The 26700-nt window shown below is 61.4% G+C and carries 26 protein-coding genes; 14 read left to right on the top strand and 12 right to left on the bottom strand.

The features are described from left to right. Window positions 1–47: 47 nt before the first annotated feature. From AC1DWA_RS11490 to AC1DWA_RS11480, 3 genes are all read right to left on the bottom strand, one after another. Entirely contained in the window at window positions 48–1439 is a 1392-nt protein-coding gene (locus tag AC1DWA_RS11490) for an MFS transporter (protein ID WP_019745709.1), read from the bottom strand. Window positions 1440–1689: 250 nt separating this feature from the next. After that, on the bottom strand, window positions 1690–3345 hold the full coding sequence (locus AC1DWA_RS11485; RefSeq protein ID WP_205907018.1) for an AMP-binding protein: 1656 nt from the start codon (window positions 3343–3345) through the stop codon (window positions 1690–1692). A 3-nt stretch (window positions 3346–3348) separates the two neighbouring features. Then, a complete protein-coding gene (locus tag AC1DWA_RS11480; RefSeq protein ID WP_195790873.1) occupies window positions 3349–4320 on the bottom strand; it encodes a phosphotriesterase family protein in 972 nt (323 codons plus the stop codon). Window positions 4321–4478: 158 nt separating this feature from the next. Between AC1DWA_RS11480 and AC1DWA_RS11475 the strand changes: the two genes are divergently transcribed. The 3 genes from AC1DWA_RS11475 to AC1DWA_RS11465 all read left to right on the top strand — a co-directional run bounded on the left by AC1DWA_RS11475 (window position 4479) and on the right by AC1DWA_RS11465 (window position 6667). Further along, the gene (locus AC1DWA_RS11475) at window positions 4479–5039 is read left to right on the top strand and encodes a TetR/AcrR family transcriptional regulator (RefSeq protein WP_003943195.1); all 561 of its coding nucleotides are present in this window, start codon (window positions 4479–4481) and stop codon (window positions 5037–5039) included. Between the two features lie 101 nt (window positions 5040–5140). After that, the gene (locus AC1DWA_RS11470) at window positions 5141–5845 is read left to right on the top strand and encodes a FadR/GntR family transcriptional regulator (RefSeq protein WP_019745713.1); all 705 of its coding nucleotides are present in this window, start codon (window positions 5141–5143) and stop codon (window positions 5843–5845) included. Between the two features lie 15 nt (window positions 5846–5860). After that, window positions 5861–6667, top strand: a complete 807-nt coding sequence (locus AC1DWA_RS11465) for an ABC transporter ATP-binding protein (protein ID WP_477846867.1) — start codon at window positions 5861–5863, stop codon at window positions 6665–6667. A 12-nt stretch (window positions 6668–6679) separates the two neighbouring features. Here the strand turns inward: AC1DWA_RS11465 and soxR are convergent, their stop codons facing one another. After that, window positions 6680–7120, bottom strand: a complete 441-nt coding sequence (soxR, locus tag AC1DWA_RS11460; RefSeq protein ID WP_477846866.1) for a redox-sensitive transcriptional activator SoxR — start codon at window positions 7118–7120, stop codon at window positions 6680–6682. Window positions 7121–7183: 63 nt separating this feature from the next. Between soxR and AC1DWA_RS11455 the strand changes: the two genes are divergently transcribed. Both AC1DWA_RS11455 and AC1DWA_RS11450 read left to right on the top strand, forming a co-directional pair. Then, window positions 7184–8614 carry an MFS transporter gene (locus AC1DWA_RS11455; protein WP_477846865.1) on the top strand — a complete coding sequence of 477 codons (1431 nt, stop codon included), beginning with the start codon at window positions 7184–7186 and terminating at the stop codon, window positions 8612–8614. A 32-nt stretch (window positions 8615–8646) separates the two neighbouring features. Then, window positions 8647–8859: a helix-hairpin-helix domain-containing protein gene (locus AC1DWA_RS11450; protein ID WP_020971089.1), complete on the top strand. Its 213-nt coding sequence runs from the start codon at window positions 8647–8649 to the stop codon at window positions 8857–8859. A 9-nt stretch (window positions 8860–8868) separates the two neighbouring features. Here AC1DWA_RS11450 and AC1DWA_RS11445 read toward each other — a convergent pair whose 3' ends face one another. The 3 genes from AC1DWA_RS11445 to AC1DWA_RS11435 all read right to left on the bottom strand — a co-directional run bounded on the left by AC1DWA_RS11445 (window position 8869) and on the right by AC1DWA_RS11435 (window position 12314). Continuing rightward, entirely contained in the window at window positions 8869–9963 is a 1095-nt protein-coding gene (locus AC1DWA_RS11445) for a GGDEF domain-containing protein (RefSeq protein WP_060937842.1), read from the bottom strand. Between the two features lie 237 nt (window positions 9964–10200). Then, on the bottom strand, window positions 10201–11340 hold the full coding sequence (locus tag AC1DWA_RS11440) for a serine hydrolase domain-containing protein (protein WP_020971091.1): 1140 nt from the start codon (window positions 11338–11340) through the stop codon (window positions 10201–10203). A gap of 104 nt (window positions 11341–11444) precedes the next feature. Then, the gene (locus tag AC1DWA_RS11435; RefSeq protein ID WP_182261964.1) at window positions 11445–12314 is read right to left on the bottom strand and encodes an oxygenase MpaB family protein; all 870 of its coding nucleotides are present in this window, start codon (window positions 12312–12314) and stop codon (window positions 11445–11447) included. A 116-nt stretch (window positions 12315–12430) separates the two neighbouring features. Between AC1DWA_RS11435 and AC1DWA_RS11430 the strand changes: the two genes are divergently transcribed. Further along, entirely contained in the window at window positions 12431–13051 is a 621-nt protein-coding gene (locus AC1DWA_RS11430; RefSeq protein WP_019745721.1) for a TetR/AcrR family transcriptional regulator, read from the top strand. A gap of 9 nt (window positions 13052–13060) precedes the next feature. Here the strand turns inward: AC1DWA_RS11430 and AC1DWA_RS11425 are convergent, their stop codons facing one another. After that, window positions 13061–13753: a GntR family transcriptional regulator gene (locus AC1DWA_RS11425; RefSeq protein ID WP_019745722.1), complete on the bottom strand. Its 693-nt coding sequence runs from the start codon at window positions 13751–13753 to the stop codon at window positions 13061–13063. A 9-nt stretch (window positions 13754–13762) separates the two neighbouring features. Further along, entirely contained in the window at window positions 13763–14905 is a 1143-nt protein-coding gene (locus AC1DWA_RS11420) for an acyl-CoA dehydrogenase family protein (RefSeq protein WP_007730792.1), read from the bottom strand. Window positions 14906–15032: 127 nt separating this feature from the next. Here AC1DWA_RS11420 and AC1DWA_RS11415 point away from each other — a divergent pair, with 127 nt between their 5' ends. After that, window positions 15033–16559: an aldehyde dehydrogenase family protein gene (locus AC1DWA_RS11415; RefSeq protein ID WP_477846864.1), complete on the top strand. Its 1527-nt coding sequence runs from the start codon at window positions 15033–15035 to the stop codon at window positions 16557–16559. Window positions 16560–16571: 12 nt separating this feature from the next. On the opposite strand, the gene sfnG is transcribed toward AC1DWA_RS11415, so the two are convergent. After that, entirely contained in the window at window positions 16572–17696 is a 1125-nt protein-coding gene (gene sfnG / locus AC1DWA_RS11410; protein WP_024487492.1) for a dimethylsulfone monooxygenase SfnG, read from the bottom strand. A gap of 98 nt (window positions 17697–17794) precedes the next feature. On the opposite strand from sfnG, the gene AC1DWA_RS11405 reads away from it, so the two are divergent. Further along, window positions 17795–19015 carry an SfnB family sulfur acquisition oxidoreductase gene (locus AC1DWA_RS11405; RefSeq protein WP_477846863.1) on the top strand — a complete coding sequence of 407 codons (1221 nt, stop codon included), beginning with the start codon at window positions 17795–17797 and terminating at the stop codon, window positions 19013–19015. 6 nt (window positions 19016–19021) lie between these two features. Here the strand turns inward: AC1DWA_RS11405 and AC1DWA_RS11400 are convergent, their stop codons facing one another. Further along, window positions 19022–19684 carry a TetR/AcrR family transcriptional regulator gene (locus AC1DWA_RS11400; RefSeq protein ID WP_477846862.1) on the bottom strand — a complete coding sequence of 221 codons (663 nt, stop codon included), beginning with the start codon at window positions 19682–19684 and terminating at the stop codon, window positions 19022–19024. 119 nt (window positions 19685–19803) lie between these two features. Here AC1DWA_RS11400 and AC1DWA_RS11395 point away from each other — a divergent pair, with 119 nt between their 5' ends. Beyond that, on the top strand, window positions 19804–21198 hold the full coding sequence (locus AC1DWA_RS11395; protein ID WP_113682706.1) for an MFS transporter: 1395 nt from the start codon (window positions 19804–19806) through the stop codon (window positions 21196–21198). Window positions 21199–21204: 6 nt separating this feature from the next. Continuing rightward, window positions 21205–22200, top strand: a complete 996-nt coding sequence (locus AC1DWA_RS11390) for an ABC transporter substrate-binding protein (protein WP_317559192.1) — start codon at window positions 21205–21207, stop codon at window positions 22198–22200. Here AC1DWA_RS11390 and AC1DWA_RS11385 read toward each other — a convergent pair. Next, complete coding sequence (locus AC1DWA_RS11385) at window positions 22187–23014, bottom strand: helix-turn-helix domain-containing protein (RefSeq protein ID WP_019745729.1); 828 nt, start codon at window positions 23012–23014, stop codon at window positions 22187–22189. The genes AC1DWA_RS11390 and AC1DWA_RS11385 overlap by 14 nt on opposite strands. Before the next feature lie 139 nt (window positions 23015–23153). Here AC1DWA_RS11385 and AC1DWA_RS11380 point away from each other — a divergent pair, with 139 nt between their 5' ends. The 4 genes from AC1DWA_RS11380 to AC1DWA_RS11365 all read left to right on the top strand — a co-directional run bounded on the left by AC1DWA_RS11380 (window position 23154) and on the right by AC1DWA_RS11365 (window position 26642). Further along, window positions 23154–23822 carry a DsbA family protein gene (locus AC1DWA_RS11380; protein ID WP_477846861.1) on the top strand — a complete coding sequence of 223 codons (669 nt, stop codon included), beginning with the start codon at window positions 23154–23156 and terminating at the stop codon, window positions 23820–23822. Between the two features lie 145 nt (window positions 23823–23967). Further along, window positions 23968–24399, top strand: a complete 432-nt coding sequence (locus AC1DWA_RS11375) for a MarR family winged helix-turn-helix transcriptional regulator (RefSeq protein WP_019745731.1) — start codon at window positions 23968–23970, stop codon at window positions 24397–24399. Between the two features lie 71 nt (window positions 24400–24470). After that, the gene (locus tag AC1DWA_RS11370; RefSeq protein ID WP_020971103.1) at window positions 24471–24929 is read left to right on the top strand and encodes a MarR family winged helix-turn-helix transcriptional regulator; all 459 of its coding nucleotides are present in this window, start codon (window positions 24471–24473) and stop codon (window positions 24927–24929) included. Window positions 24930–25034: 105 nt separating this feature from the next. After that, window positions 25035–26642 carry a DHA2 family efflux MFS transporter permease subunit gene (locus AC1DWA_RS11365; RefSeq protein WP_020723618.1) on the top strand — a complete coding sequence of 536 codons (1608 nt, stop codon included), beginning with the start codon at window positions 25035–25037 and terminating at the stop codon, window positions 26640–26642. The last annotated feature ends 58 nt before the right edge of the window (window positions 26643–26700 follow it).

Raw genomic sequence — 26700 nt, 5'->3', positions numbered from 1 at the left:
CCCGCTACCGGTGACCGATAGCGGGCGCCTGTTCGAGACCGAAGGTATTACCTGGCGTAGAGGTGCGCGCCCGGAATTGCGTTCGGATCGTCCCGAACTTCCTTCGGGTTGGTCTCTTTCAGCACCCAAGCGCTGAAGAAGGTCACCAGACCCATGAGTGCTACGAACACGGCAACCCATGTCGTGGTTCCGGTCTTCGCGATAAGTGCTGTCATGATGAACGGAGTGCCACCGCTGACCGTGATCGCAGCCAACTGGTAGGCCAACGATGCTGCCGAGTAGCGCACGTTGGGTGCGAACAGCTCACCCATGTATGCCGCGATCGGCCCGTAGGTCATCGACTGGAACACGCTGCCGACCGTGACTGCGATGAAGAACAGCGGCAGGGACTTGGTGTTGATCAACCAGAAGTACGGGAATGCCCAGACCACGATCGCCGCGGCGCCGATCAGGATCATCGGACGACGACCGATCTTGTCGGACATCTTCCCGGACCACAGCACCACGCCGACTGTCAGCAACGCGCTCAGGAGCGAGATGATGAGCAGTGAGTTCCGCTTCAACCCCAGTTCGGTTGTGCCGTAGCTGAGCACGCCGGCAATGCTGATGTAGAACAGTGCATTGGTGGCGGCCAGAAGTCCGCAACCGAGCAGAATCTTGCGCCAGTGATCCTTGAGCGCCTGCGCCAGTGGAGCCTGAACGACGACGTCCTTTTGGTTCTTCTTGGCGTCTTCCTGCAACTCGAGGAATTCCGGCGTGTCCTCGACCTTCGTCTGGATGTACAGAACCACGGGGAAGAGCAGCGCGCTGGCGAAGAACGGAACCCGCCAACCCCAGCTCAGGAATGCTTCGTTGGAAATGGTCGCGGTCGCGACGAGGAAGACCAGGTTGCCCAGCACTACACCGAACGAGACACCCATCTGACCGAAAGTGCCTGAGAATCCACGCTTCTTGGGACTCGCGGATTCGGTGAGGAGAAGGACGATTCCGCCCCACTGGCCACCGCAGGCGAGACCTTGGATGAATCGCAGTGTCACCAGAAGAATCGGAGCGACGACGCCGATTGCCGACGCACTCGGAATCGCGCCGATCAGGAATGTCGCGACAGCCATCAGCAACAGGCAGGTGACGACGGCGGGCTTGCGTCCGTACTTGTCGCCGAAGTGTCCGGCGACCAAACCGCCGATGGGGCGGGCAACGAAGCCGGCCCAGAACGTACTGAACGAGAGCAATGTGCCCATCAGTGCGGATGAATCGGGGAAGAACACATGCGGAAAGACCAGTGCCGCAGCCGTTCCGTACAAGAAGAAGTCGTACCACTCGATGGAACTGCCGAGCAGTCCCGCGCCGAGAAGTTTGCGGTGCGCTTTCTTCTTCTTCCGTTCCTGATCGGACAGGCCCCCTGCCTGCGTGTTCGAATCCACTGCCGATCTCGTCATGGGTTACTCCTCGATGGGTCGGACGCTCGTCGCGCCGGGAGTTGAGAAGTGAAACCGGGCCAGAAGTAGAAACTGACACCAACTTCAACTCTGTGGCGTTGCGATCAGTCTGCGATACAAAAAGAGTGATGTCAATCACTGAAATGCATTGCCGCATAAGGGACTAAATCCCCTATCGATGCTCGCCGATCACCACGACGAATGGCCGGCTCACCTTGTCGGCGGCCGGCAATTCGTTTGTCAGGCAGATCTAGTTCGGTACCCGCAGTTCACGACGAAGAATCTTGCCGCTCACTGTTTTCGGCAGGTCATTCATGACCTCGACGATGCGTGGATACTTGTATGCTGCAAGCCTTTCCTTGCAGAACTCGACCAGATCCTCGGTGGTCGCCTCGGCACCGTCCTTGAAGGACACGAAGGCCTTCACGGTTTCGCCGCGATACGGATCCATGACACCGACGACGGCAGCCTCTCGTACGGCAGGGTGTTCGTAGAGAACATCTTCCACTTCGCGTGGCCACACTTTGAAGCCCGAGGCATTGATCTGATCCTTCATCCGGTCGACGACGTAAAACCAACCGTCGCCGTCCATGAATCCGATGTCGCCGGTGTGAAAACGCCCGTCCGGCATCGCATGTGCGGTCTCGTCCGGCTTGTTCCAGTATCCGAGTGCAACCTGGGGACCGGAGACCACGATCTCGCCGTACTCCCCGATCTGTACCGGCCTGTCGTTCTCGTCCACCACCTCGGCGTACGTATTCGATACCGGAACGCCGACAGCAACGGCCCCCGACGCCGGATCTACCGGCGCTTCAAGCGAATTCGGCACCACGATCGCCGGGCTGTTCGTCTCTGTCAGCCCATAGCCGTTGTGAATGTAGTGACCGAACTTCGCCCGGAACGCTTCCAACGCCGCGTGCGGGATCGGCGCGCCACCTGAATACACCGACTCGAGAGAGCTCAACGATTCCTTCGAGACTGCGGCGCTGTCCGTCCACGCGATGAATACGGTGATCGCTCCGATGATCGCGGTAGCCCGATGCTCCGAAATCGACTCCGCTGCAACGATGGGATGGAATCGGCAGGTCAGAATCGTGGGCGCGCCGGCCAGGAGTGGAGCCGCGACGTGCCCGATCAACCCGGTGATATGGAACAGTGGCGCCACCGCGAACATCGCGCCGCCGGGGCGCAGCCCCAACCAGTCCCGATAGATCTGCGCTGCGAACACGACATTTGCGTGCGTGTTCATCGACCCCTTCGGCGGGCCGGTCGTCCCCGACGTATAAGGAAGGTAGGCAAGGTCTTCCGGGGACAGATCGACCTTCTCGGGCTTCTGTCCTCGATGAGCCTCGATCAGTTCCAATAGGTCCGGAAATCCATCATGACGAATCCTGGCCGCCGAACCGAAGATCCGTTCATCGTCGCGCGACTGAAAATCCCGTTCCGACGTGGTGATGACCCGTCGCACTTCGGTGCCCTCGGACGCAGTCGCCACGGTCTCGGCCGAGGACTCGAGACAGATGACTGCTACCGCGCCGCTGTCCGCGAGTACGGTGGACAGCTCACGGTCCCGGTACATCGGATTGACCGGAACGACGACAGCGCCGAGTTTCCAGACTGCGACCGTCGCGATGACGAACTGCGGAACATTCTGCAGGACAAAGGAAACTCTGTCGCCGAACCCGATTCCGTCCACGGCGAGGGCTACCGCAAGCGCGTCCGACATCTCGTCGAGCTCGGCAAAGCTGACGGTCCTGTCGAAGTACCTGATGATCGGGGCGGTGCGATCGCGCTCCAGCGACGCACGGAACATCGCGAGGGCATTGACATGCTCGATGTCCACGTTCGGCGGAGTGTCGGCGTCGTAGTTGGCGAGCCACGGCTTGCTCTCGTACACGTTGGTCATAACTCAACTCTCGAAGTACCGACGCGGATTATCCACCAGCATGGTGTTGATCTGATCCTCGGTGACGCCGCGCTCGAGCAGCGTGGGAATGACCTGATCGCTGATGTGGGTGAAGTTCCAGTTCGGTACTGCGGCCGCCTTGGCCTCACTCGAGAACCAGTCGATGAAGCACGAGGCATCATGTGCCAAAACCATTTTCTCGGCATAGCCACGGCGGGCCAGTTCCACGACAGTGTTCACCCGGTCCTCGAACGGGAGCAGAACATCGAGACCGAAACGGTCCATCCCGAGTAGCGAACCCGCATCGGCAAGTGCACACAGGTAGTCCAGGTCGGTCGAATCACCCGAGTGCCCGATGACGACCTTGCTCAGATCTGCACCTTCCTCGGCCAGAACCTTCTGCGCAACGAGGCCCGATTCCGTGTGCGGGTTCGTGTGAACCGTGATCGGTACCCCGGTTTCGACCTGCGCCTGACCGACCGCTCGCATCACACGCTCGACACCGGGAGTCAAACCAGGTTCTTCGATGGCGCACTTGAGGAATGACGCGCGGATGTCTGTGCCGGCAATGCCGTCCTTGATGTCCTTCACAAATAGATCAACCATCGGCTCGCGCACGTCGAACAGCAAACCTGGACCGGTGTAATGGAATTGGAACGGAATGTCGTTGTACGTGTAGACGCCGGTGGCGACGATGATATTGAGATCGACCTGCTCGTTGATCCGCGCAATACGCGGGATGTAGCGACCGAGTCCGATGACCGTGGGATCGACGATCGTGCTGATCCCTCGCGACTTCAGTTCGGACAGCTTGGTCACCGCATCGGCTACTCGAGCCTCCTCGTCCCAAGGCTCCGGGTAGTCGGGATAGTTCTGACGCATCTCCTCCCCCAGAACGAAGACATGCTCGTGCATCAACACCTTTCCCAGATCGGCTGTGTCCACCGGCCCACGAACGGTTTGTACTGAACTCATCGATCGAACCCCTGACTGTGATCGCCATCACTAACATGAGACAATGAGCTAGTGTGTCTCACGTCGCTTGGTTCGTCAATAGGCTCGAGCCACCCGAAGCCCACCTCTGTTCGACCGCCGAAATTGTGCAGTACCGGACAACCGGAGAGAATGTCCCGATGCCTACCGACCTCGAACGCCGACGCGCGATCGACACCGCCGCGAGCATGTACCTCGCGGAGGAACCACTCGACATGTCACTGCTCGCCGAACGTCTCGGAGTAGGCCGCGCGACGCTCTACCGCTGGGTCGGCAATCGCGACGAACTGCTCGGAACAGTGCTGGCCGAGGCCACCGAACGGACATACCGGAAGGCGATGTCACAGGCGTCGGGGCAAGGTCCGGAGTACATCCTCGACGTCTTCGGACGCGTCATGCGGTCGGTGGAATCGTCGACCGAACTGCGAGCGCTGACCAAACGCGAACCGATGGTGTTCATCAAACTCGCGATGATGCCCGGCTCCATCGAATCGATCTCCGCCTCCATCACCGCCGAAATCTTGCAGTCCCAGGTCGACGCCGGCCAACTGACGATCACGCTTTCGCCGCAAGTGCTGGGCGAAGCTCTCGTTCGCATCTGCGACGTACACCTCTACGCCCCTCTACTCGGGCGGGAAAAGGCGGAGATCGAGACGGCCCTCGACCTGATCGCACTGCTCCTCGGCGTCACCCGTAACTGACGGTATCGACTGCGTGAGCACTGCTCCGACACACGGCCCACCCGAGTCCTCAGACGTCTGATGAGTTGTTACGCTGTCGGTACCCCCACGAGAGGCAAGCCGTGTCCGACGACCACACAGGATTCACACTTCGCAGTGGTCCGCTGGTGCCGCAACTCGAACAGTTGCTTCGCGGGCGAATCAGGCAAGGAACGTGGGCGCCGTCCGAGCGCATACCGAGCGAGGCGGCCCTTGCCGTCGAACTCGGTGTCGGGCGTTCCTCGATTCGCGAGGCAATCCGCCTCCTCGCTCGCGACGGACTACTCGAAGTCAGACACGGCGTCGGCACCTTCGTGGCTGCCGCGTCCGAACTCGAGCACGTCGACGAATTCACCAAGTTACTTCGACGCTCACGCATCCTGGAGGTCTTCGAAGTCCGTCGCGCACTCGAGATCGAGGCCGCCAGACTGGCCGCGGAGCGGGTACAACCCGAGGACCTCGACGGCCTGCGGCGGCGACTGACCATGCGACACAGTCATTTCGAGGGTGACGTCGAGAAGTTCGTCGACGTCGACCTCGACTTCCACACCGAAGTCGTTCGGTTGTCCGGAAACGCGGTTCTACTCTCGCTGTTCACGTCGGTGCGTCCACTCCTTCGTGAATCCCTCGTCGAGATGATGGCCCACGAGGCCGGCGTCCCCGACACCTCACATGCCCATGATCAGTTGGTCGAGGCCCTTCAAGACGCCGACCCAGAAGCCGCGGTAGCGGCAACCCGAGCAAATATCGACACCGTCTTACGGCGGTTGCGTGTGCTCGACGCCTAAGAGAGGTTAGTTCTCGTGCAACACCCCAATGGCACAGTACTGTCGACCGAACACGTGGATCTCGTCCGCGACGGCCGATACTTGTTGAAAGACATCAACATTTCGATCGAACCCGGGCAACACTGGGTGCTCCTCGGCGCGAACGGTGCAGGCAAGAGCACCCTACTGAGCCTTCTCGGAGCAACCGCCCACCCGACTCGCGGTTCCGTCTACGTCCTCGGGCACAAGCTGGGCCGAGTCGACATGAGGGAACTGCGGATGGACATCGGGCACGTGAACCCGCGTCACACGATCGGAATTCCGATCACCGTCCGCAACGTCGTGATCACCGGCCTCACCAACACCACCGAGGTAATGCCGCGGTGGTCGCCGACGCCGGAGCAAGAGGCTCATGCCGACGCACTGATCGATCTACTCGGGATGAGTCCGCGTTCGGACGCACTGTGGCCCAACTTGTCCCAGGGCGAACGGGGGCGAGCCCTGATCGCCCGTGCACTCATGGTGGAACCACGCCTGCTCCTGCTCGACGAACCGGCGACCGGGCTCGATCTTGCTGCGCGCGAACAGCTCTTGACGGCTATGGACGATCTCCGCAATCAGAACCCGTCACTTGCCAGCATCCTCGTGACGCATCACATCGAAGAGATTCCGAGCACCACCACACATGCTCTCCTGATCAAGGACGGCGTCGTGACCGCCAGCGGCCTCGCCGAGAATGTGATCACCACCCAGAACATCAGCGAGTGCTTCTCGCATCCCATCGAGATCGAGCGTCGTGGTGGTCGGTGGAATGCTCAGTCGCGGCCACGCGAAAGAGTGTGACCGACAGTAGTTTCAGAGACGTCTGGCGCCGGGCCCCTCCCGGCCCAGTTCGTCTCCAGGGTTGAGCAGGTTGCATGTCTTGAGTGACAGACACCCACAGCCGATACAGCCCGTCAGTTCGTCCTGCATCCGGCTGATGGTCTGCTTGCGATCCTCGAGGCGCTGATTCCACTCCGTCGAAATCTTGCGCCAGTCCTTCTTCGTCGGAGTTCGTCCCTGCGGCAACGACCCGAATACTTCGGCAACTTCGGCCAGAGGTATCCCGAACCTGACTGCCAACTGGATGAGCGACACCCGCCGGATCGAGTGCCGCGGGAACTTCCTCATATTTCCTGCCGTCCGCTCTGCAGGAACCAGACCGAGTGTTTCGTAGTAGCGCACCGCCGACACGGCGACGCCGGTGCGCGCCGATACCTCACCGATCGAGAGAAGTTCGTCACTCTTACGGATCATTCTGCCTCCCAATGGCTGCGCGACATTGACCTGAAGCGCACTTGAGATTCTACCTTCGACAACATGCACTCCCCCACCGATGCTCCCGCCGGAACCTGGCGGCAGCTCCTGAGCGGTCGATACCTCGGCACCGCTACCGTCCTCGCAGGCGGCGTCGCGCTGTACGCGACCAACGTCTACCTGACGACCAGCCTGCTTCCGACTGCCATCGACGACATCGGCGGTCAGCAGTACTACGCCTGGACCGCGACGGTCTTCCTCATCGCTTCCGTCATCTCCTCGATGTTGGTCACCAACGTCCTCGCCGCCAGGGGACCGCGCGGGGCCTACCTGATCGGCCTCGCGATCTTCGCGCTCGGCACCGTCGTCTGTGCGGTCAGCCCGACCATGGAATTGCTGTTGGTCGGCCGCACGATCCAGGGTTCGGGAGGTGGCCTGCTGGCTGGTCTCGGTTACGCCGTCATCAATGCCGCGCTCCCCAGACATCTGTGGACCCGCGGGGCCGCGCTGGTTTCGGCAATGTGGGGAGTCGGCACCTTCGCCGGCCCTGCAATCGGCGGCGTCTTTGCTCAATTCGGAGCCTGGCGATGGGCTTTCGGCGTTCTGGTTATCGCGACGATCGCAGTCGCAGCTCTCGTCCCCAGCGCGCTACCGGCACATGAACCGGGCAGCACCACCAGTAGCCCGGTACCGGTCCTCTCGCTGGCATTGCTGACTGCGGCAGCTTTGCTGGTCAGCGTTGCCGGAATTCTGTCCAACCTCGCAGTGACCGCAGCAATGGTTCTCGCCGCTGTGCTGCTACTGATCGCCTTTGTCGCCGCTGACCGTCGCTCGCGCCACGGCGTACTACCGCCGTCGACGTTCAACGCGTCGTCGCTCAAGTGGGTGTACCTGACCATCGTCGTCCTAGCTGTTGCGTCGACCGTCGAGACGTTCATTCCACTCTTCGGCCAACGACTTGCCGGACTGGCACCGCTCGCGGCCGGATTCCTCGGGGCCGCACTCGCTCTCGGCTGGACTCTCGGCGAAATCCCGAGCGCCTCGGCGACTTCCCCTCGTATCGTGCGACGAATCGTTGTCAGCGGTCCGATCCTCGTCGCGATCGGGTTGGGCATCATGGCAGCATTTCTCACCGAACACGCCGGCGCCGGTGCGATGGTCGCGTGGGTGATCGGACTGCTGGTCGCCGGCGTCGGAATCGGCATCGCCTGGCCTCATCTTGCAGTCGGTGCGATGACCTCGGTCACCGATCCCGGAGAAGGTGCGCGTGCCTCCGCTGCCATCAACACCGTTCAGCTGATCGCCAATGCCTTCGGCGCAGCCCTGGCCGGAGTGCTGGTGAACATCGGCGAACCGTCGACGCTTCGTTCTGCGCAATTGCTTCTCTTCACCTTCGCCGCTATCGCGATCATCGGCATTGCCGTGGCAGCTCGCGTGCTTCCGCGAACGCCCGACAAGATCGACAGCCCCGAAATCGTTCACGACGCTCGCTAAACTGTGGAAAACCCACACGGAGGAGTTGGCCAGTGACAGAACCGGATCCGGGCACAGTGGAAACCGACTTCCCGAAAACGGGAGCTCCCGCACAGCGCGCGCTGATCGGAGCGGGCTACACCCACCTCGCGCAATTGACGTCCGTGTCCGAGAAGGAACTCGGCGCTCTGCACGGGATGGGACCGAAGGCTCTGAGGATTCTGCGTGAAGCACTCGCCGAACGCGGCCTGAGCTTCGCCGACTAAGCTCTCACATCAGACCAGGCTCGCCCGAACCTGGTTGCCACCTTCGCGCTTCGCTTCGTACATCACCGAGTCCGCGACGCGGAAGAGTTCGGCAAAGACTTCGTCGACGGACTCACCCGGATGCCGGGGCGCGGTGCGGACCGCCATTCCGATGCTCGCGCTCGTCGGTGGATCATCGGTCGCCCCGTCCATTGCCGAGCGGATCTGTTCTTCCAGCCTCGCTATCACGCTGACCGGCACCCGCTCGACCACGACGAACTCGTCACCGCCCACACGGGCGGTCAGTGCAGCTTTGGTTGTCCACAGGCGAATACGCAGCGCCGTTCGCAGGATCGTGCTGTCCCCAACGTCGTGGCCGTAAACGTCGTTGATCGTCTTGAATCGGTCGAGATCGATCACCACCACGAGAACCGCGTCGGCCTCGGTCACCGGAGGCCCCATCAGATCCTTCACACGACGCGAAAGTCCGCGACGGTTGAGCAGACCGGTCAACGGGTCGATGTCGGAAGTAGTGGCGTCGGATCCCAGAACTGCCAGAACCATTTGGGACACCACGGGAATCACAATGATGGTGGCCATCACGACCGCGATTTTCGCCAACCCCAAGCCGACGTCCGCTGCTGGTCCGAACAACAAAGTCCACCCCGAAAGCACCGTGACAATCGAGGCGAAGACCAAGTGACCGACTTGGAGTTTCGGATTGTGGAAGAACGCAATATAGCCGCCGATCGACGCAAACACGACGCACGCGATGAGCCGTCCCATCGGTTCCGAGTCGGTTGCGGCGGCCGCCGCAATCGCAACGTCGGAACCCACGACAAAGGTGTACGACCACAGCGGCGTCGGCGGAAACAACCACCAGATCAGGGCCGCGCCGACGCACAGGACTATGACCATGAGATTGACCGCTCGCCAGAACGTACCTTGCGGACCGACGTCACTGAATCGCGCCGACAGCAACACCAACCCCATCCAGAGTGCCGTTCCGCCGACCAGCGCCCGGCAGGAAGTCAAGAACCCGCGGTCTTCGAGGTACCTGCTGAAACTATGGAACTGGTCCGGCAACTGCCACCAGCGCATGACAACTTCGACGAAACCCTTCATCGCCGGTCAGCCGATGCAGGTCTGCAACTTTCGGGCACACTTCGACGTAGCGGACAAGCTGATTTCCCCCCGGAGCACACTGGCATATCCGGCAGCATAGTCAGCTGCAGCAGACAAACCAACCGTTCCGCCGGATTAGCAATCGGGCCTATACCCAGCCCCCTCGGCTACTACTCAGCAAGGATTTGAGTAGCGCTTCGCCCTCCCTGTCATCTCGATCAAACGCAGTCACATCGATCAGCTCAGTGCGTCGTAGGCAGCCGATACGTACTGCGCCGATCTCTCAGAACCGAGCAGGCCCGGCCCCATCTTGTTCATCACGTACGAGAAGGTCATGCGCTTCTCGGTGTCGATGATGATCTGCGAGCCACCCCAACCTCCCCAGAAGCAGATTCGCCCCTCCGGAATGAACGGGACGGACTCCGGCGTCGGCAATCCGAATCCGACGCCGAAGCGGACCGGCACACCGAGGACGAGGTCGACCCCGTACGACTGCTCCTCGAAGATCTTGTCGATCGTTTCCTCCGACAGCAGGCGAACGTCACCGACCTTGCCACCGCACGCAATCACCGATTGGATCCTTGCGAGCGCCCTCGCATTCGAATGACCGTTGGCCGCACCGATCTCGGCGGCTCGCCACCCGTCGGTCCACGAACCTGTCGCGTCGGCCGGCGGCGCGGTGAAGGTCTTCACCATGATGTTGTCCATCCCGAGTGCCGCGATGTCGATCGGCAACGGCGGTGGCGCAATCACATTCGAGACTCGCCCGTATTCGGACTTCGGCAAGCCCAGGCGGAAATCAGCATCGAGCGGACCGGCTATTTCCTCGTCGATGAAGCGGCCGAGGGTTCGACCGTCGATGCGCCTGACGACCTCGCCGATCAGGTGGCCGTAGTTGAGGGCGTGATATCCGGATGCGGTACCCGGCTCCCACCACGGAGCCTGCGTCGCCAACCGGGCTGTGGCGTACGCGTCGTCGCAAATGTTCTCCAAGGTGAACGGTTGATCCCACCCCGAAACGCCTGATGTGTGCGACAACAGTTGCCGGACCTGAATACGGTCCTTACCCGCTGCTGCGAACTCGGGCCAGTACTGCGCGACCGGGGCATCGAGATCCAGCAACCCGCGGTCGACGAGCATGAGCGCGGCCAGTGCGGTCACGGTCTTGCTGCAGGACCAGACGTTGGTGACTGTGTCGCGGGCCCAAGGAGCAGTGTGCTCGACGTCGACCCAACCGCCCCACATGTCGACGACGGATTCGCCGTCGATCGTCAGTGCGATCGCTGCCCCGACGTCCTCGCCGGAATCGAGATTGCGTGCCAGCGCCTCCTTCAAGCCAGAGAATCGCTGGTCACATACGCCTTCGATGTTCGCCACTGACAGCCTCCACAGGAAAGTTAAAACTTGACGTCAACTTCAACTGTGTTGAGTATGTGTCCGATTTACCTGTGGTGTCAATCACTTCAAGTGTCAGAGTCGGCTCAGACCAACGGGATTCCCTTGGCGATGCGCCGACGCAGATCCCAGAGATAGAAGTTGTAGGGGAACATCCGCAGAATCTTCGGGCTGAACCGATTGACCAGCGCGGCGACCCGCATGGATCGGTCGAAGTTGCGCTGCTGACGCGCTGACCACGGGAGCCGCATTTCCTCACGAAAGGCCTGGGGCAGGAACCCGGTGGTGACAAATCGGTTGAGCGGACCGACCACGGGATGCAACAGCTTCGGCGTGAAGGTCGCCGACGCGATCCCGTAGAGATGCTCACGAATCGTCTCGTCGATCGCCACCTTGCCGAGGTTCTCGTTCCAGTAGACCTCGAACGCATCCCGGTCCGCCGGCCACATGTCGCGTCGCATCTGAAGGGTTGTACCGAACGTGGCGCTTCGCTGATAGAACGCATCCTGGGTGAGCGGATCGAGATCCCCGTACAAGATTTTGTAGACGTCCTCGAAGCCTCGGTACAGGCAGGCGGCTACCCACAACTGCAGCTCGGGATCGAACGCGTTGTATTCGACCGCGCTGTTCTCATCGGAGCGAACGTGCTTGTGAGAGCCGTTGACTGCGCGTCGGTACAGCTTCTTTTCTTCGTCCGTCGCCAGGCTCGCGACGGCGAGATACGTCAGCGTCGTCCGGGTTCGCTTCACCGGATGCCGATCCAACCGACCCGTCTCGACCTTGCTCTCGTACACGCCGTACCCCACCGCCGGGCGCGCCAACTGCATGATGACGTTGGCGCCTGCGGCCAACAGTCCGAGCCCGGACATCGCCTTTTCGACCTCGGCGTCGATGTCGACCGCCTGGACGCCGACCGCTCCGATGCCGCCTGCCACCGCTTCCTCGCGCCCGTCCATCGAATCCCTACTCACCGTCATGGCAGAACCCCTTCGAGTCGACATCTGCGAACGCATGTTCTCAGATGAGTGAAACGCCGAAATGCCGAGATGTCAAGCAATCTCGGGATGCAAAGATGGTCTTCATGAATGACCAACCGCGTTCGTACGGTGGCGTCGACGGCGCGCTCCGCGTAGCCCAACGACGAGAGACGCTGATCGAGGCCGGTCTGGAACTCATGGGCTCCGCCGAGCCCGAACTGACGGTCCGCGGAGTGTGCAAGAAGGCCGGTGTCGCGGCGAGGTACTTCTACGAGAGCTTCACCGATCGTGATGCTCTGATGTCGGCCGTCTACGACACCGTCATCACGGACATCGCCGTTTCAACCCAGGCCGCGGTGGACGCCGCCGAGACCGAACGAGGCAAGGCGCTCGCCGGAATCGCGAACATCGTCCGCACGATCGCGCAGGATCCCCGTCGCGGACGTCTACTGTTCTCCAGCGCCCTGACGAGCCCGGTCCTGGCCGAGAAACGGCGAGCGTCGACGACGATATTCATCGGTCTCCTGGCCGCCAACGCCAAGACCTTCTACCGATTGAACGACAGCGGCCACTTGACGCTGACAGCAACCTTCCTGGTCGGCGGCCTGGCGCAGACCCTCAGTGCATGGCTGGACGGATACATCGACGTGACGGAAGAAGAACTGGTCGCCGAATGTGCAGCGATCCTGCTCGCTCCCGCCCTACCTCCGTCTTGAGCTCCTGATTCAGTCCCAGATCCCGATGTTGTCGAGGTGAGCGAGAAGTCGAGCAGCGCCGTCGGAGAACTGCAGACTCATCTGCGCGTCCACCTGTTCTCGATCGTGCTTCTCGAACGCCTCGATCAAAGCGTCGTGGCTCGATACCGCAAGCTCACCCCAGCCTGGATCCGTCGCGTAGAGACGAGCAGGGGTGTACCGAATCGCGCCGAACAGGAACCATGCCAGCTTCGCACCACCCGCAGCGCGATTGATCAAGCGGTGGAATTCGAATTCGCACTGCTCGATCGCAGCTGCATCCGAAGCGTCGACTGCCGCTCGCAAATCGGCGTTGAGTTCCGTGAGTTCCACCAGTTGATCAGCTGTGATGGTGTCCATCGCCCGCAAAGCCAGCTTGACTGCGATCTGCCCCTGCAACCAGAAGATGTCTTCGATGTCTTGGCGACTGAGGGGCGAGACGAGATAGCCGCGATGCGGAACCAACTCGACCATTCCCTCGCCGCGCAATGCGACGAGGGCTTCTCGCACCGGCGTGACGCTGACACCGAGGTCGGCTGCGGTTTCGTCCAATCTGACGAACTCGCCCGGACGCACAGCGCCGGACATGATCAGGTTACGAACGTGGTTGGCCACGTCCTCCGACAACTGTGGCCGTCTCCTCAGCTCAGATGTCGCCCTCCGAGTGCGTGCAGACGTTGCCACAACCGATCCTCACAGTCCGTACGTTTTGCCGATGATGTCTCGCTGAATCTCGTTGGTACCACCATAAATGGAGGACACAAGAGTCTTTCGCACATGGTGCTCCATGTCGAACTCAGTCGCGTAACCGTACCCACCCATCATCTGCATCCCCTCGAGCGCGACCTTCTTGGCGGTCTCGGTCAGCTTCAGCTTGGCCATCGACGCTTCCCGCGGGAACATCTTGGTCGGGTTGGCGTCGACCATTCGGGCAACGCTGTAGACCAGCAGACGGCCGCATTCGATCTCCGTGGCGAGATCCGCGATCCGGTGGCGAAGCGCCTGAAACGATCCGACCGGACGGCCGAACTGCTTACGCGTGGTGACGAATTCGAGGGTGTCGTCGAAAGCGCGCTGCGCGGTCCCGAGCATCATCGCCGCGAGGATGAGGCGTTCGATGTTGAGTCCGGCCATGAGTTGACGCCAGCCGTTGCCGACTTCCCCAACCACCGCGTCCTCGGGCAGGAATGTGTCGGTGAAGTAGAGATCGTTGACCTCCTTGCCGCCCATGGTGTCGATTCCACTGATCTTCAATCCGGAGATGTCGGCCGGGACATGGAACATCGTCAGGCCCTCATGCTTGCCTTCACCTCGGGATGTGCGAGCCACCAGAAGGATGTTCTCGGCGAAGTGCGCGTTGGAACACCACGTCTTCTGGCCGTTGATCAGCCACCCACCGTCGACCTTCTCGGCGCGGCAACTCAAATTTCCCACGTCGGAGCCTGCTTCGGGTTCGGACATCGAGATCGACTGCGACGCGCCACGGACGATCCCGCCGAGCACTGCCTCCTTCTGGGCCGGACTGCCGAACTTCTCGTATGCAGCCCCGGTGATGACGGTCGGGCCCAGTCCACCGATCGGCGCCATGCCCTTGGCTGCTTCCTCCAGGAAGATGCACAGGTCGACCGTACTTCCGGCAGATCCGCCGTATTCCTCCGGGACAGTCAGCCCGAGCCAACCCAATTCCGCCATCTTCTCGTAGAACGCCTGGTTGTGGTTATGGGCGCCATGATCGGTCAGCAGGTCTCGCTGCTCACGGGTACCACTTTCCTTCTTGCAGAACGACGCTACCGACTTGGCGAAATCAGACTGCTCCTGCGTGAAATCCATGTACATCGAAAACTCCCGAGTGAGATGAGGCTGGAGGCTTGTCGGAGCTCGGTCCGACGCATACTGTGACTACCAGCACAGTAAATCACATCACATATATGTGATGCACCGACATGTGGAGGATCTGAAGAACATGACAGAACAGCTCGGCCGCCAGAGCACGTCCACGTCGACAGATCCGAAATCGGACGATCACACCTTCGCGAGCCTCGACCCTCGCAACGATTCCGTGGTCGCGCAGCACCCCATTGCAGATCAGCAAGAGATCGAGAAAGCGGTCGCCTCAGCACGCACGGCGTCGAAGTGGTGGGATCAACTCGGATTCCAAGGCCGCCGGAAGGTGCTCGGTAATTTCCGCGCCGCGATCGCCACTCACGCCGAATCGATGGCGGCGATCATTTCCGCCGAGACCGGAAAACCCAGCGACGACGCCCTTCTCGAAGTCATGCTGGCCGTCGAACATCTCGACTGGGCGGCACGCAACGCACAGAAAGTATTGCGCCGCAGACGCGTCGGTGCAGGACTGATCAGCGCCAACCAGTCTGCATCCGTCGGCTACCGGCCGATGGGCGTCGTCGGTGTGATCGGCCCCTGGAATTATCCGCTGTACACACCGATGGGGTCGATCGGCTACGCACTGGCCGCCGGCAACGCCGTCGTCTTCAAGCCGAGCGAACTCTCACCCGGCGTCGGCGTCGAATTGGCCCGGCTGTGGAACATCGCCGCACCCGGACACCCTGTCCTGCAGACCATTACCGGTGACGGAAAAACCGGTGCACTTCTGTGTTCGTCCGGTGTCGACAAGATCGCATTCACCGGCTCGACGGCTACCGCAAAGCGCGTGATGGCCGCCTGCGCGGACACCCTCACTCCCCTGGTCGCCGAATGCGGCGGCAAGGACGCCATGCTGGTGGACTCCGACGCCAACCTCGATGCGGCCGTGAGCTTCGCTGCATTCGGGGCAGTGGGCAACGGCGGACAAACCTGTGCCGGCGTCGAACGAATCTACGTCGCAGCGCCCGTGTACGACGCCTTCTTGTCCAAGCTCACCGCCGCGCTTCAGGACGCCCACGCCGGCGCCACCGACAGCTCGACCTACGGGCCGATGACGCTGGGAAAGCAGACTGCGATAGTCCGAGGCCAGATCGAAGACGCTCTCAGCCGAGGCGCGAAAGCTGTACTCGGCGGGCTTGATTCGTTCAACGGTCCGTTCATCGATCCGATCATCCTGACGGATGTTCCGGAGGATTCCACGGCGATCACCGAAGAAACGTTCGGCCCGAGCGTCGTGGTGAACAAGGTCGCCGACATGAACGAGGGGATCGAGCGTGCCAATGCGTCGAAGTACGGCTTGGGGGCCTCGGTGTTCACCAAGAGTTCGTCGAAGGGTCGAGCGATTGCCGAGAAGCTCGAATGCGGTGTCGTCACGGTCAATTCGGTTCTCGGATTCGCCGGAATCGCCGCCCTGCCGTTCGGCGGGGTCGGCGATTCCGGGTTCGGGCGTATCCACGGAGCCGATGGGCTGCGTGAGTTCAGCAGTGTGAAATCACTGGCCGTTCAGAAATTCAGCGCTCCGCTGGACCTGCTGACCATCGAGCGAAAAGCTCGGGACATGAAGATCTCTCGTTGGATGCTGGCGAAGCGCCACGCAAAGTCCTGAGAGACCAGGCGATCAGCCGGCGGTGACGAGCACCTGCTCGTCACTGTCGGCTGCTTCGAGTTCACGAACCAGCGGGAGCACCTTGGCCCCGAAGTACTCGATCTCTTCCTGGAAGTGCAGGAATCCGCCGAGAATCAGATCGACACCGCGACGGCGATATTCGACGATCCGATGGGCGATCTGTTCCGGCGTGCCGATCAGTTGTGAGCGGAAGCCATCGTTGTACTGAACCAAGTCCTCGAATGTCGAATCTGCCCACATCCCGTCCTTGGACGAGGTCGACGCGCCGGCTTGTTGGACTGCATTCTTGAAACCCTCGACTGCGGGACGGTTCGCCTTGGCGATGATCTCGCGCAGCGTGTCTTTTGCTTCGGCCTCGGTGTCGCGGGCGATGATGAACCCGTTGAGTCCGAACTTCACCTCCCGATCGTTCTCGCGAGCAACACGGCGGACGTCGACCAACTGTTCCGTGACGCCGTCGTAGTCCTTGCCGTTACTGAAGTACCAATCCGAATAGCGACCGGCGTTCTCACGGGCTGCCGCCGAGTTACCGCCTTGGAACAGTTCGGGATTGGGGCGCTCCGGGGTGTTCAGAGGCTTCGGCTTCAATGTGAAGTCGTGAATGCGGTAGAAGTCGCCGCGGAAATCGACGTCGTCCTCGGTCCAGATCTTGCGAAGAACCTGAAGGAACTCGGCGCTACGCCGATAGCGCTCGTCGTGCTCGAGCCACGGCTCGCCCAGATGAGTGAACTCGTCCTTGAACCAACCACTGACGACGTTGACGGCAAATCGACCGTTCGACAGGTGGTCAGCGGTAGCGCCCAGCTTCGCCAACACTGCCGGCTGCCAGAGTCCGGGATGCACGGCGGCGATGACCTTGAGCTTCTCGGTGGCCAGGAGCAGTGCAAGGCTGAAACTCGTGGATTCGTGCTGGAACTCGGCACCGTAGCTCGCCTCGTAACGAACCTGACTCAGGGCGTACTCGAAGCCGTTGTTCTCGGCGGTCTGCGCCAACTTCTTGTTGTACTCGTAGTCCCAGCTGGTCCGCTGCTCGATGTCGGAGGTGACCAGACCACCACTGACATTGGGCACCCAGTAGGCGAACTTGATCTCGTCGGCGATACGTTCAGTAGACATGAAATCCAGCAAACATGCAGTTCCCGGGGGTTTCCAGGGTAGCGATCACACAGGTTGTAAGTGTTGGGCGGGTGCTGCAACTGTGAAACGGTGGCAGCATGACTGCTGTGGACATTCAGGAGATCGCGCACCGCATCACCAGTGAAGACGAGGCGCTCTCGGTAGCGTCACAGCTGTCCGACGAGTTCGCGGCAGGTGCCGGCGTCCGCGATGCGCAGCGCCTCCTTCCCCACGGCGAGGTTCGTACCCTGGCGCAGTCCGGTCTGCTGGGGCTCTCGGTGCCGAAGGAGTTCGGTGGCATCGACGCGAGCACCGAGACGTTGGCCGAGGTCTTCCGCCTACTCGCCGAGGGCGATCCCAGCATCGCGCAGATTCCGCACAGCCACTTCACTTTCCTGGAAGCGCTCCGGTACCAGGGGTCTAACGAGCAGAAGCAGTTCTTCTACGCCGAAGCATTGTCGGGTAAGCAGTTCGCCAACGCCCAGAGCGAGCGCGGCAACAAGACCATCGACATCGACGGCACCACTCTCACCCCCGACGGGGAAGACTTTGTGCTCGAAGGTCGAAAATTCTATTGCACAGGAGCACTTTTCGCAGATTGGATCGTGGTACGTGCCGCCAATGCGGATCAGTTCACCGAGACCGGGGCACAGGTGAAATCCGCGGTCTACCTACCCCGGAATACTCCCGGACTGTCCATCGTCGACGACTGGGACGGCATGGGGCAGAAGACAACTGCGAGCGGAACCGTGACACTCGAATCCGTGTCGGTGCCGCGGTTCAACGTCGTACCCTTCACATCGTTGTTCACTCACCCGACCACCTACGGGGCACAGGCCCAGATTCTGCACGCCGCGATCGACACGGGCATAGCGTCGGCCGCATTGCGTGAATCCGTGAAACTCGCAGCAAAGGCGCGGCCCTTCTTCGAGGCGAAAGTCGATACAGCGGTGGAGGATCCACTGCTCGTTCAACTCGCCGGCGAAGCGACAATCGAGGTTCGCGCTGCCAGATCCCTCTTGGCGGAAGCGGCGCGATCGATCGACGTGGCGCGTCGTAATCCCACCGAGGACTCCACGGCCCGAGCATCCATCGACGCTGCAACTGCCAAAGTGGTTGGTGCCAGGGCGTCATTGGCGGCCACGAGCACGCTGTTCGAGCTCGGTGGCACCAGAAGCGCGGGCGAATCAGCGAACCTCTCGCGATTCTGGCGTGACGCACGCACGCATACTCTGCACGATCCGACGAGGTGGAAGGTCCAACACATCGGCCGCTGGACGCTGTCGGGGACAATCCCACCGAGGCACGGGCTGTTGTAAACACTCTCAGTCGGAATTTGTGTATCCACTGATCAAGACCTCGAGACCTTCCAGGTAACTCTCAGTCGTCGTCCCTCCCGGCCAGTCCTCGAGCACCTCACTGAGTACCGGCAGTTTCTCGGGACCGATTTCTCGGATCTTCACCGCGAGAGGTGACACACTGCCTTCCGGTCGTGTGGTGGTGTCGTAGATGTTGAGCAGTGCACCGAGTGTGTAGTTCCACAGCGCTCGATAGACCAACAGTGCGCGGCGCGGCGACATCCCGAGTTCGACACACGCGGCCATGGCCCGATCGACCAAGACCACAGCGCCGCTCCCGCCGCGCCCACCTCGCTGAAGCAACTCGATGATCCAGCGCTCCGATGCCAGCGTTTCGAAGATCGCGGTGAAGATCATGCGAAGCCGTTCGACCTGATCCTGCGGCAGGACCAGCGCGCCGAGATCTTGCGAGTACACATCGAGAACCGCGCTGATCAGCTGTTCCTTGTCGCCCACGTGCCGGTACAGCGCCATCGGGGTGGTGCCGAGCGACTTCGCCAACGCGCGCATGCTCAACGCGTCGGCGCCGCCGGACTGAAGTTGCCGTTTCGCCTCGTCGACTATCTGCTCCGACGTGATCGCCGGGGGACGTCCGAGCCGCGGTGATCTCGGTTCCATCTTTTCGGCCATCCGTCGATTGTGCGCGCCCCTGCTACGACGCTCTCGCCCGGGGAACCCCTTGCATCTCAGTTGTCAGCAAGGTAAACCTAACTACTTATGAGAACGCGTATACAAATTAGGTACCTGCAATGACAACAACAACTCGAGCGGTAGCCGCACCGGCTTTGGTCCTCACAGCCGCCGCGGCAGCGCAGTTCCTGGTGGCCTTCGACATGTCGGTCATCAACGTCGCGCTGCCAGACATCCAGGAATCGCTGAACTTTTCCGACGCCGGGTTGTCCTGGGTCGTCAACGCGTACGCCCTCGCCTTCGGTGGACTGCTGCTTCTCGGCGGTCGTCTGTGCGACGTGATGGGCACTCGTCGAGTTCTGGTTTCCGGGCTTCTGCTGTTCGCCCTCGTCAGCATCGTCGGCACCTTCTCCGTGTCCGCCGAAATGCTTGTCGGAGCTCGGGCGCTTCAAGGCGTCGGCGCTGCACTGATCGCGCCGGCCGGGCTCGCCGCCCTCAGTCAGGCCTTTCCCACCGGACGCGCCAGGGCCAAGGCATTCGGCATCGGCGCAATGTCATCAGCACTGGGCGGCGCACTCGGTGTCGTCCTGAGCGGCATTTTGACCGAAGGGCTCAGTTGGCGATGGGTGATGTTCGCCGGCGCACCGGTGGCCCTGATCGCCGCGGTCGCAGGTGCCCGTGGCCTGCCGGCCGGCCAAGCCGCTAGAGGTGGCTCCCTCGATCTCCCCGGAGCCATCTTGGCGACGGCCGGAATCACCGCCCTTGTCGGCACAGTGATCGCCACGGAATCACATTCCTGGACTTCGGGTTACGTGCTGGGTGGATTCGCACTCACGGTCGCCCTGCTGACTGCCTTTGTCGTAGTCGAAAGCCGCTGCGCCACACCACTGGTACGACTGTCCACCCTGCTTCGACCCCGAATCGGACTGGCCAACGCCATCATGTGCCTGGTGTGTGCGGCCCAATTCAGCGCGTTCTTCTTCGTCTCACTCTTCCTGCAACGTGGACTGGGCTATTCACCGACCACCACCGGTCTGGCTTTCCTGCCTTTCTGCTTCGGCCTGGTGATCGGCATCCTCGCGTCCACCAAACTCCTTCCGCGCTACGGAGTTCGACCGCTGCTCGTAGTCGGAACAGCAGTCGCCGCAATCGGGACTTTCATGTTTTCGACCATGAACCTCGACAGTCCCTTCTGGGCCGTCATCCTGGTGCCTTCGCTTCTGGCAAGCATCGGCATCGGTCTGTCGTTCATGCCGCTCAGTAACGTCGCCACCGCCGACGCTCCCCCCGAAGAAGTCGGCATGGCATCAGGGCTACTGAGCACATCGCGTCAGATCGGCGGTTCACTCGGACTAGCCGTTCTCGTGAGCGTCGCCGCTTCCTCGACAGCGCATTCGGACAGCGCACCGACCGAAGCACTGGTTTCCGGATACTCCCAAGCCCTCTTCGTCTGCTCCGGCCTACTGCTGGCCGGCACCCTCCTGTCCTTCTTCTTCCCACGAATGGATCGTTGACCTCAGATGTTCACCACCCGAACCGCATTCGGCATCGTCTCGGCGCTTCTCCTCACCGTTGCCGGTGCAAGCGCGTGCAGCAGCTCCGCCGAGTCCGAAACCGCTTCTGCAACTCGCTCCGTCACACACGAACTCGGCACCGTCGAAGTTCCGGCCTCACCGCAGCGCATTCTCGCGCTCGACGAGTACGCGGGGCTGAGTGCACTCGCACTCGGCGTGAAGCCCACCGTCGTCTACAGCACCCTGCGATCGGACGTCGCCAAGTCGATTCTGCGCGAGCAGGGCGTCGAAGTTCTCGACAAGCCGACTTTCTTCGCCAACCCCGCCGTCGAAGAGATCGCGTCCGTCGAACCCGATGAGATCCTGATGAGCAATGCCGGTCCACTACCGAGCCTGTTCGCGCAGATCAATTCCGTGGCGCCAACCTTGGTCCTCCCGTACTCGGCGCCGTGGCGTGATGTGCTCGAACAAGCTGGGGCACAGCTCGATCGAGGCAGCGAAGCAACCGCCATGATCGGAAAGCTGGAATCCGGCCTCGAAGACGTCAAGTCCGCGGCTGCCGGCCAGAGCCTTGCGATCCTTCTCGGCTACAGCGGAAACCTGTTCACCGTGCCACCGACCACTCCCATCTCCACACTGGTCACCGAGGCCGGATTCACCAGGCCGGCATCGGAAGTCAACGCGACCAACAATCAAGACACCGGCACGATTTCGCCCGTCTCACCTGAACTTCTACCCGAGCATGCGGCGCAGACCGTCGCCGTACTTTCCGGGCAGCAGTACGACGCATCCATCGTGCGAAACACTCCACTGTTCGACAACCTGACACCCGACCCGGCGCACGCATTGGACGTCAGCGGCGATCTCTGGTTCGGCAGCCATCCTTTTGCCATCTACTGGATCATCCAGGATCTGGACGGCATCGCACATGGCAAGGGGCAGAACAGCATCGGAACCCTCGACAGCGCCGACGCGCGATGGGCGGCGTTCAGCGCGCTCTGACGTCCTGACGGAAGGTCAGCGGAGAAACACCCACCCGGGTGGCGAAGAATTTTGTGAAGTTCGCAGAATCGTCGAACCCCAGCTTCGACGCCACCTGGGTGACCGTGTCCGTGCCGAAAGACAGCAGACGTTTCGCTTCGAGCACCACACGCTGATCGATGTACTGCTTTGCCGTCATTCCGGCAGCAGCTCGGGTAGCCCGCAATACAGTCTTCTCGGAGTACCCGATCTTGTTGGCGTACTCCGAAACCGAACGGACCGTGGCGAAGTCACGTTCGACAACGGCATGAAACCTTTCGAACACGTCATTGTGTGCCAGCACGGAACTCTGTTCCTGTCCACCGAGGTGGGTCAGTTTCAACAGAATTGCTGTCAACGTGTGCCGCAGAATGGCCGCGCGAACGACCGGCGCAGAAGTATCCGGACAACCGTAGTTCAAGTTCAGGTGTTTCATACCCGTGCTGATGGTCTCGAGGTTCTCGCCGGACAACTGCCACGCTGCCTGCCGACTGTGAGCGTTCCCGTCCAACAACTGCTGGCTGACGGCATCGAGCGACGAGGGTGTGAACAGAACGACCATCGCCTCGAAATCCTGGATTCGCCCCCACTGTTGCACCTGCCCCGGTCTGACCCAGAACACGGTCCCCGGGCTCACCGCGTAGTTGACGAAGTCGATGGTGTGTAGCGCCGAACCCTCGGTCACCAGCGCGAGTAAGTGAAACTGCGGGCGTTGGGGGCCGACGAACTCTGCACTACCCCCGTTGATGCGAATGGTGTCCAGGCTGAGTACTTCGATCTCGGTCGCGTCAGCCACCGAAGACGCGTACCCGACGTCCCGGACGGGTACTTGTCTGTTTTTCACTAGTTCGGGACTCATCTTCACCGTGACCGAATACCCGAATGCGACATACCGTCAGAGTATCAATCAGTTCGCGCTCGGATAGGAATCAACAGTGCAATCGACAGGCTCGAAAACAGCAGGCACGACGCAACTCACCTACGTCTTCGACGCCTATTGCGGGTGGTGTTTCGGCTTCGGCCCTGCTTTGACGGAGTTCGTCCGTCAAAATGCCGATTCCATCAACTTGTCCGTGGTCAGCGGCGGGCTGTTCACCGGTGAACGCGTCGCACCCATGTCTTCGGCTCCGTACCTGAAATCAGCCAACGCCACCATCGCAGCCCAGACCGGCGCCGTTTTCGGTGACGGATATTCACAACTGGTGTCTGACGGGCGGTTCGTCATAGATTCGACGGATGCTGCGATCGGACTCGCCGCGCTTCGCACACAGGATCCGACTCGCGCACTCGACATCGCGGAGGCCATGCAGACCGCGTTCTACCGAGACGGTCGCAGCCTCTCCGATCCCGAGACCTACCGAGCCATAGCGAAATCTCTCGGGCTCGACCCATCTGCCGCAGTGTCTTCCCTGTTCACCACAGATTCGAAGGACGCCGCCCGCGCCGATTTCGTCCGGGCACGCAGGCTCGGCGCCACTTCGTTTCCGACGCTGTTGTTCCACGGGAGCGACGGGTCCGTCGTGAAATTCGGTTCTCCGACCAGTACAGCGGCCGATCTCACCCGCGACCTGAACACGTGCGTGCGGGCGTATGCGGTGGCTTGACCCACCCACTTTCCGAGCGAAAGGTACGTTCAGCGCCTTCAGTACGCCGAACGTACCTTTCGCTCAGCGTGACTTCACCCAAATCACTCCGGCCCCCCTTCTGGTTTGATGAACACCGAACGAATCGCACCAAAGGGGAACGACAGTGGTTTCAGATCCGATCACGGGCCTGGAGATGGAACTTGCCGACATGTGGCAACGAGGACGCGCCCAGGCGCGCACCTATGCGCGTGCAATTCATCCCAAACTCGATCCGGCGCTCTACCCGGTTCTTGTCATCCTGAACCGTTCCGATGCCGTGCGGATGTCCGACCTGATCTCCACGCTCGATATCGAGAAGTCCACCCTGACCAGGCAAATTGATGCCGCAGCTCGGCTCGGCCTGGTGGAACGGATCCCCGACCCCGACGACGCTCGCGCGAAGCTGGTGACCCTGACCCCTGAGGCTCGGACGAAGCTCACGACGATCCGTAATCATCAGATCGATCGTTGGCGCGCCCGACTCGCAAAATGGGAAACTGACGACATCACCACGCTGACGGCCTTGCTGCACCGACTGGGCAGTTCCGAGGACTGACAACAAAGTAGTTGCGCAGTGCAACCAACTTGATCTATAGTTGCAAATATCAACTATTCGAGGGGGTGGCCGTGATCACTCACGACAGTGCCGAGGCAATCCTCGACAACCTTCGCGCCCTAGTCCGGCGCCACCGCGAGGTTTCGTCGACCGGCTCACGCCAACTGTCCCCCGGCATGTTGCCGGACCCACTCGGCGCCCTCCTCTCGCAGTTGTCGGCCGCAGATTCCACGAGATCGACGGATCTGGCGGAAAAGTTGAGAGTGACAGTCTCGACGCTGAGCAGACAGATCACACACGCCGAATCTTGTGGATACATTCAGCGGCGACCGGACCCGGACGACGGACGGGCATCGCTCCTGTCCTTGACTCCACTCGGCGTCCAGACCCTGGTCTTCCATCGTCGCGCCCAGGCGCAGCGACTCATCGACCATCTCGACGGATGGACCGAAGAGGACGCCGTCGACGTCGCATGTGCACTCGATCGACTACGCCGCTCGACCTGCCCAGAGTCCCACGCGGCGCACTGACCGACGCTGCACGATCAGATCGAATCATTCTCCGATGCAAGGATATTCATGAGTTCTTTCACGTCTACCGACGTTCCACCACCTCAGTCATCGACCGATGCGCCGATGACCCACAAGCAGAAGATCGAGGCACTTGTCGGGCTCCTACTCGGCATGTTCGTCGCATTCCTGTCATCGACGATCGTCTCGAATGCACTCCCCACCATCATCACCGAACTACACGGCACCCAGGATCAGTACACCTGGGTCGTGACGGCAACGCTGTTGGCTTCCACCGCAACAACTCCCATTTGGGGCAAGTTCTCGGATCTGGTGAGTAAGAAGCTGTTGGTCCAGCTGTCCATCACGCTGTTCACGATCGGCTCGATCCTTGCGGGCATGTCGCAATCGGTCGGCATGCTGATCGGTTTCCGCGCTGTTCAGGGACTGGGCCTCGGCGGCTTGCAAGCCCTCGTGATCATCGTGATCGCGGCGATGTTCAGCCCGCGTGAGCGTGGTCGATACCAGGGACCGATCGCAGCCGTCATGTCCGTCGCGACAGTCGCCGGCCCGCTGATCGGCGGCCTGATCGTGGACACCAGTTGGCTCGGCTGGCGCTGGACGTTCTTCGTCGGCGTGCCGCTGGCAGTCATCGCATTGATCGTCGTGCAGCGTACGTTGAACCTCCCGATCGTCAAGAAGGACGTCAGCATCGACTACGTCGGTGCAACCCTCATTGCCGCCGGTGTCAGCACTCTTTTGATCTGGGTCACTTTGGCAGGTAAGAACTTCGAGTGGGCTTCTGCGATGTCGTTCTTCCTCGTCGGACTCGGCGTCGTGCTGCTCGCCGCAGCGCTGTGGGTGGAAAGCAAGGTCAAGGAACCCATCATTCCGCTCCGCCTCTTCCGAGATCGGACTACCACGCTGGCGACGCTGGCAAGCATCGCCGTCGGCGTCGCAATGTTCGGCGGAGCAGTGTTCTTGGGTCAGTACTTCCAGATTGCCCGCGGCTACTCTCCCACTGCCGCAGGTCTTCTGACACTGCCCATGGTGATCGGTTCCATGCTCTCCGCCGGCCTGTCCGGGGCAATGATCACGAAGTTCGGGCGCTGGAAGGGCTTCCTGATCGCCGGTGCCGTCGCAATGTCGGCAGGCTTCTTCCTCCTCTCGACCATCGATCACGCGACGCCGATGTTCTGGGTCGGACTGTTCCTCTTCGTGCTCGGCGCCGGGATGGGCATGGTGATGCAGAATCTTGTTCTCGCAGTTCAGAACACCGTCGCGCCTAGCGATCTCGGCACCGCAAGTTCGACGGTCTCGTTCTTCCGCTCACTCGGCGGCGCGGCAGGCGTGTCCGTCCTCGGCGCAGTGCTCTCCACTCACGTTGCAGATCTTACGACCAAGGGACTCAGCGCAATCGGGGTCGATCTGAGTGCCTCCGGAGGGTCCGGCGCAGGGCTGTCGAACCTCAACGAACTACCCGAAGCGATCCAGGATGTGGTCCGCGCTGCGTACGGCGATGCCACCGCACGGGTCTTCCTCATCGCCGGAATCCTGGCTCTGTTGAGTCTGATCGCGATCGCCTTCATCAGGGAGAAGGCGCTTCGGACGGAAAGTGGTGACGAGCAACTCCTGGCGAAGATCGCCGTTCCCGGTGAGATCGATTCCGACACCGTCGATGCCGAACTTGCGCTTCTGACCGAAGGTGACGACGAGTTGCAACGACGAAAGTAGCAACCCAGAAACAGTTCCGCGTACCGTCCGGGTGATTCCGGCGGTACGCGGAACTGTA

The sequence above is a fragment of the Rhodococcus sp. P4_F3_2 genome, from assembly GCF_056401335.1.
The sequence above is the reverse complement of the archived record's forward strand: the minus strand, read 5'-3'. Positions and strand labels throughout refer to the sequence as shown.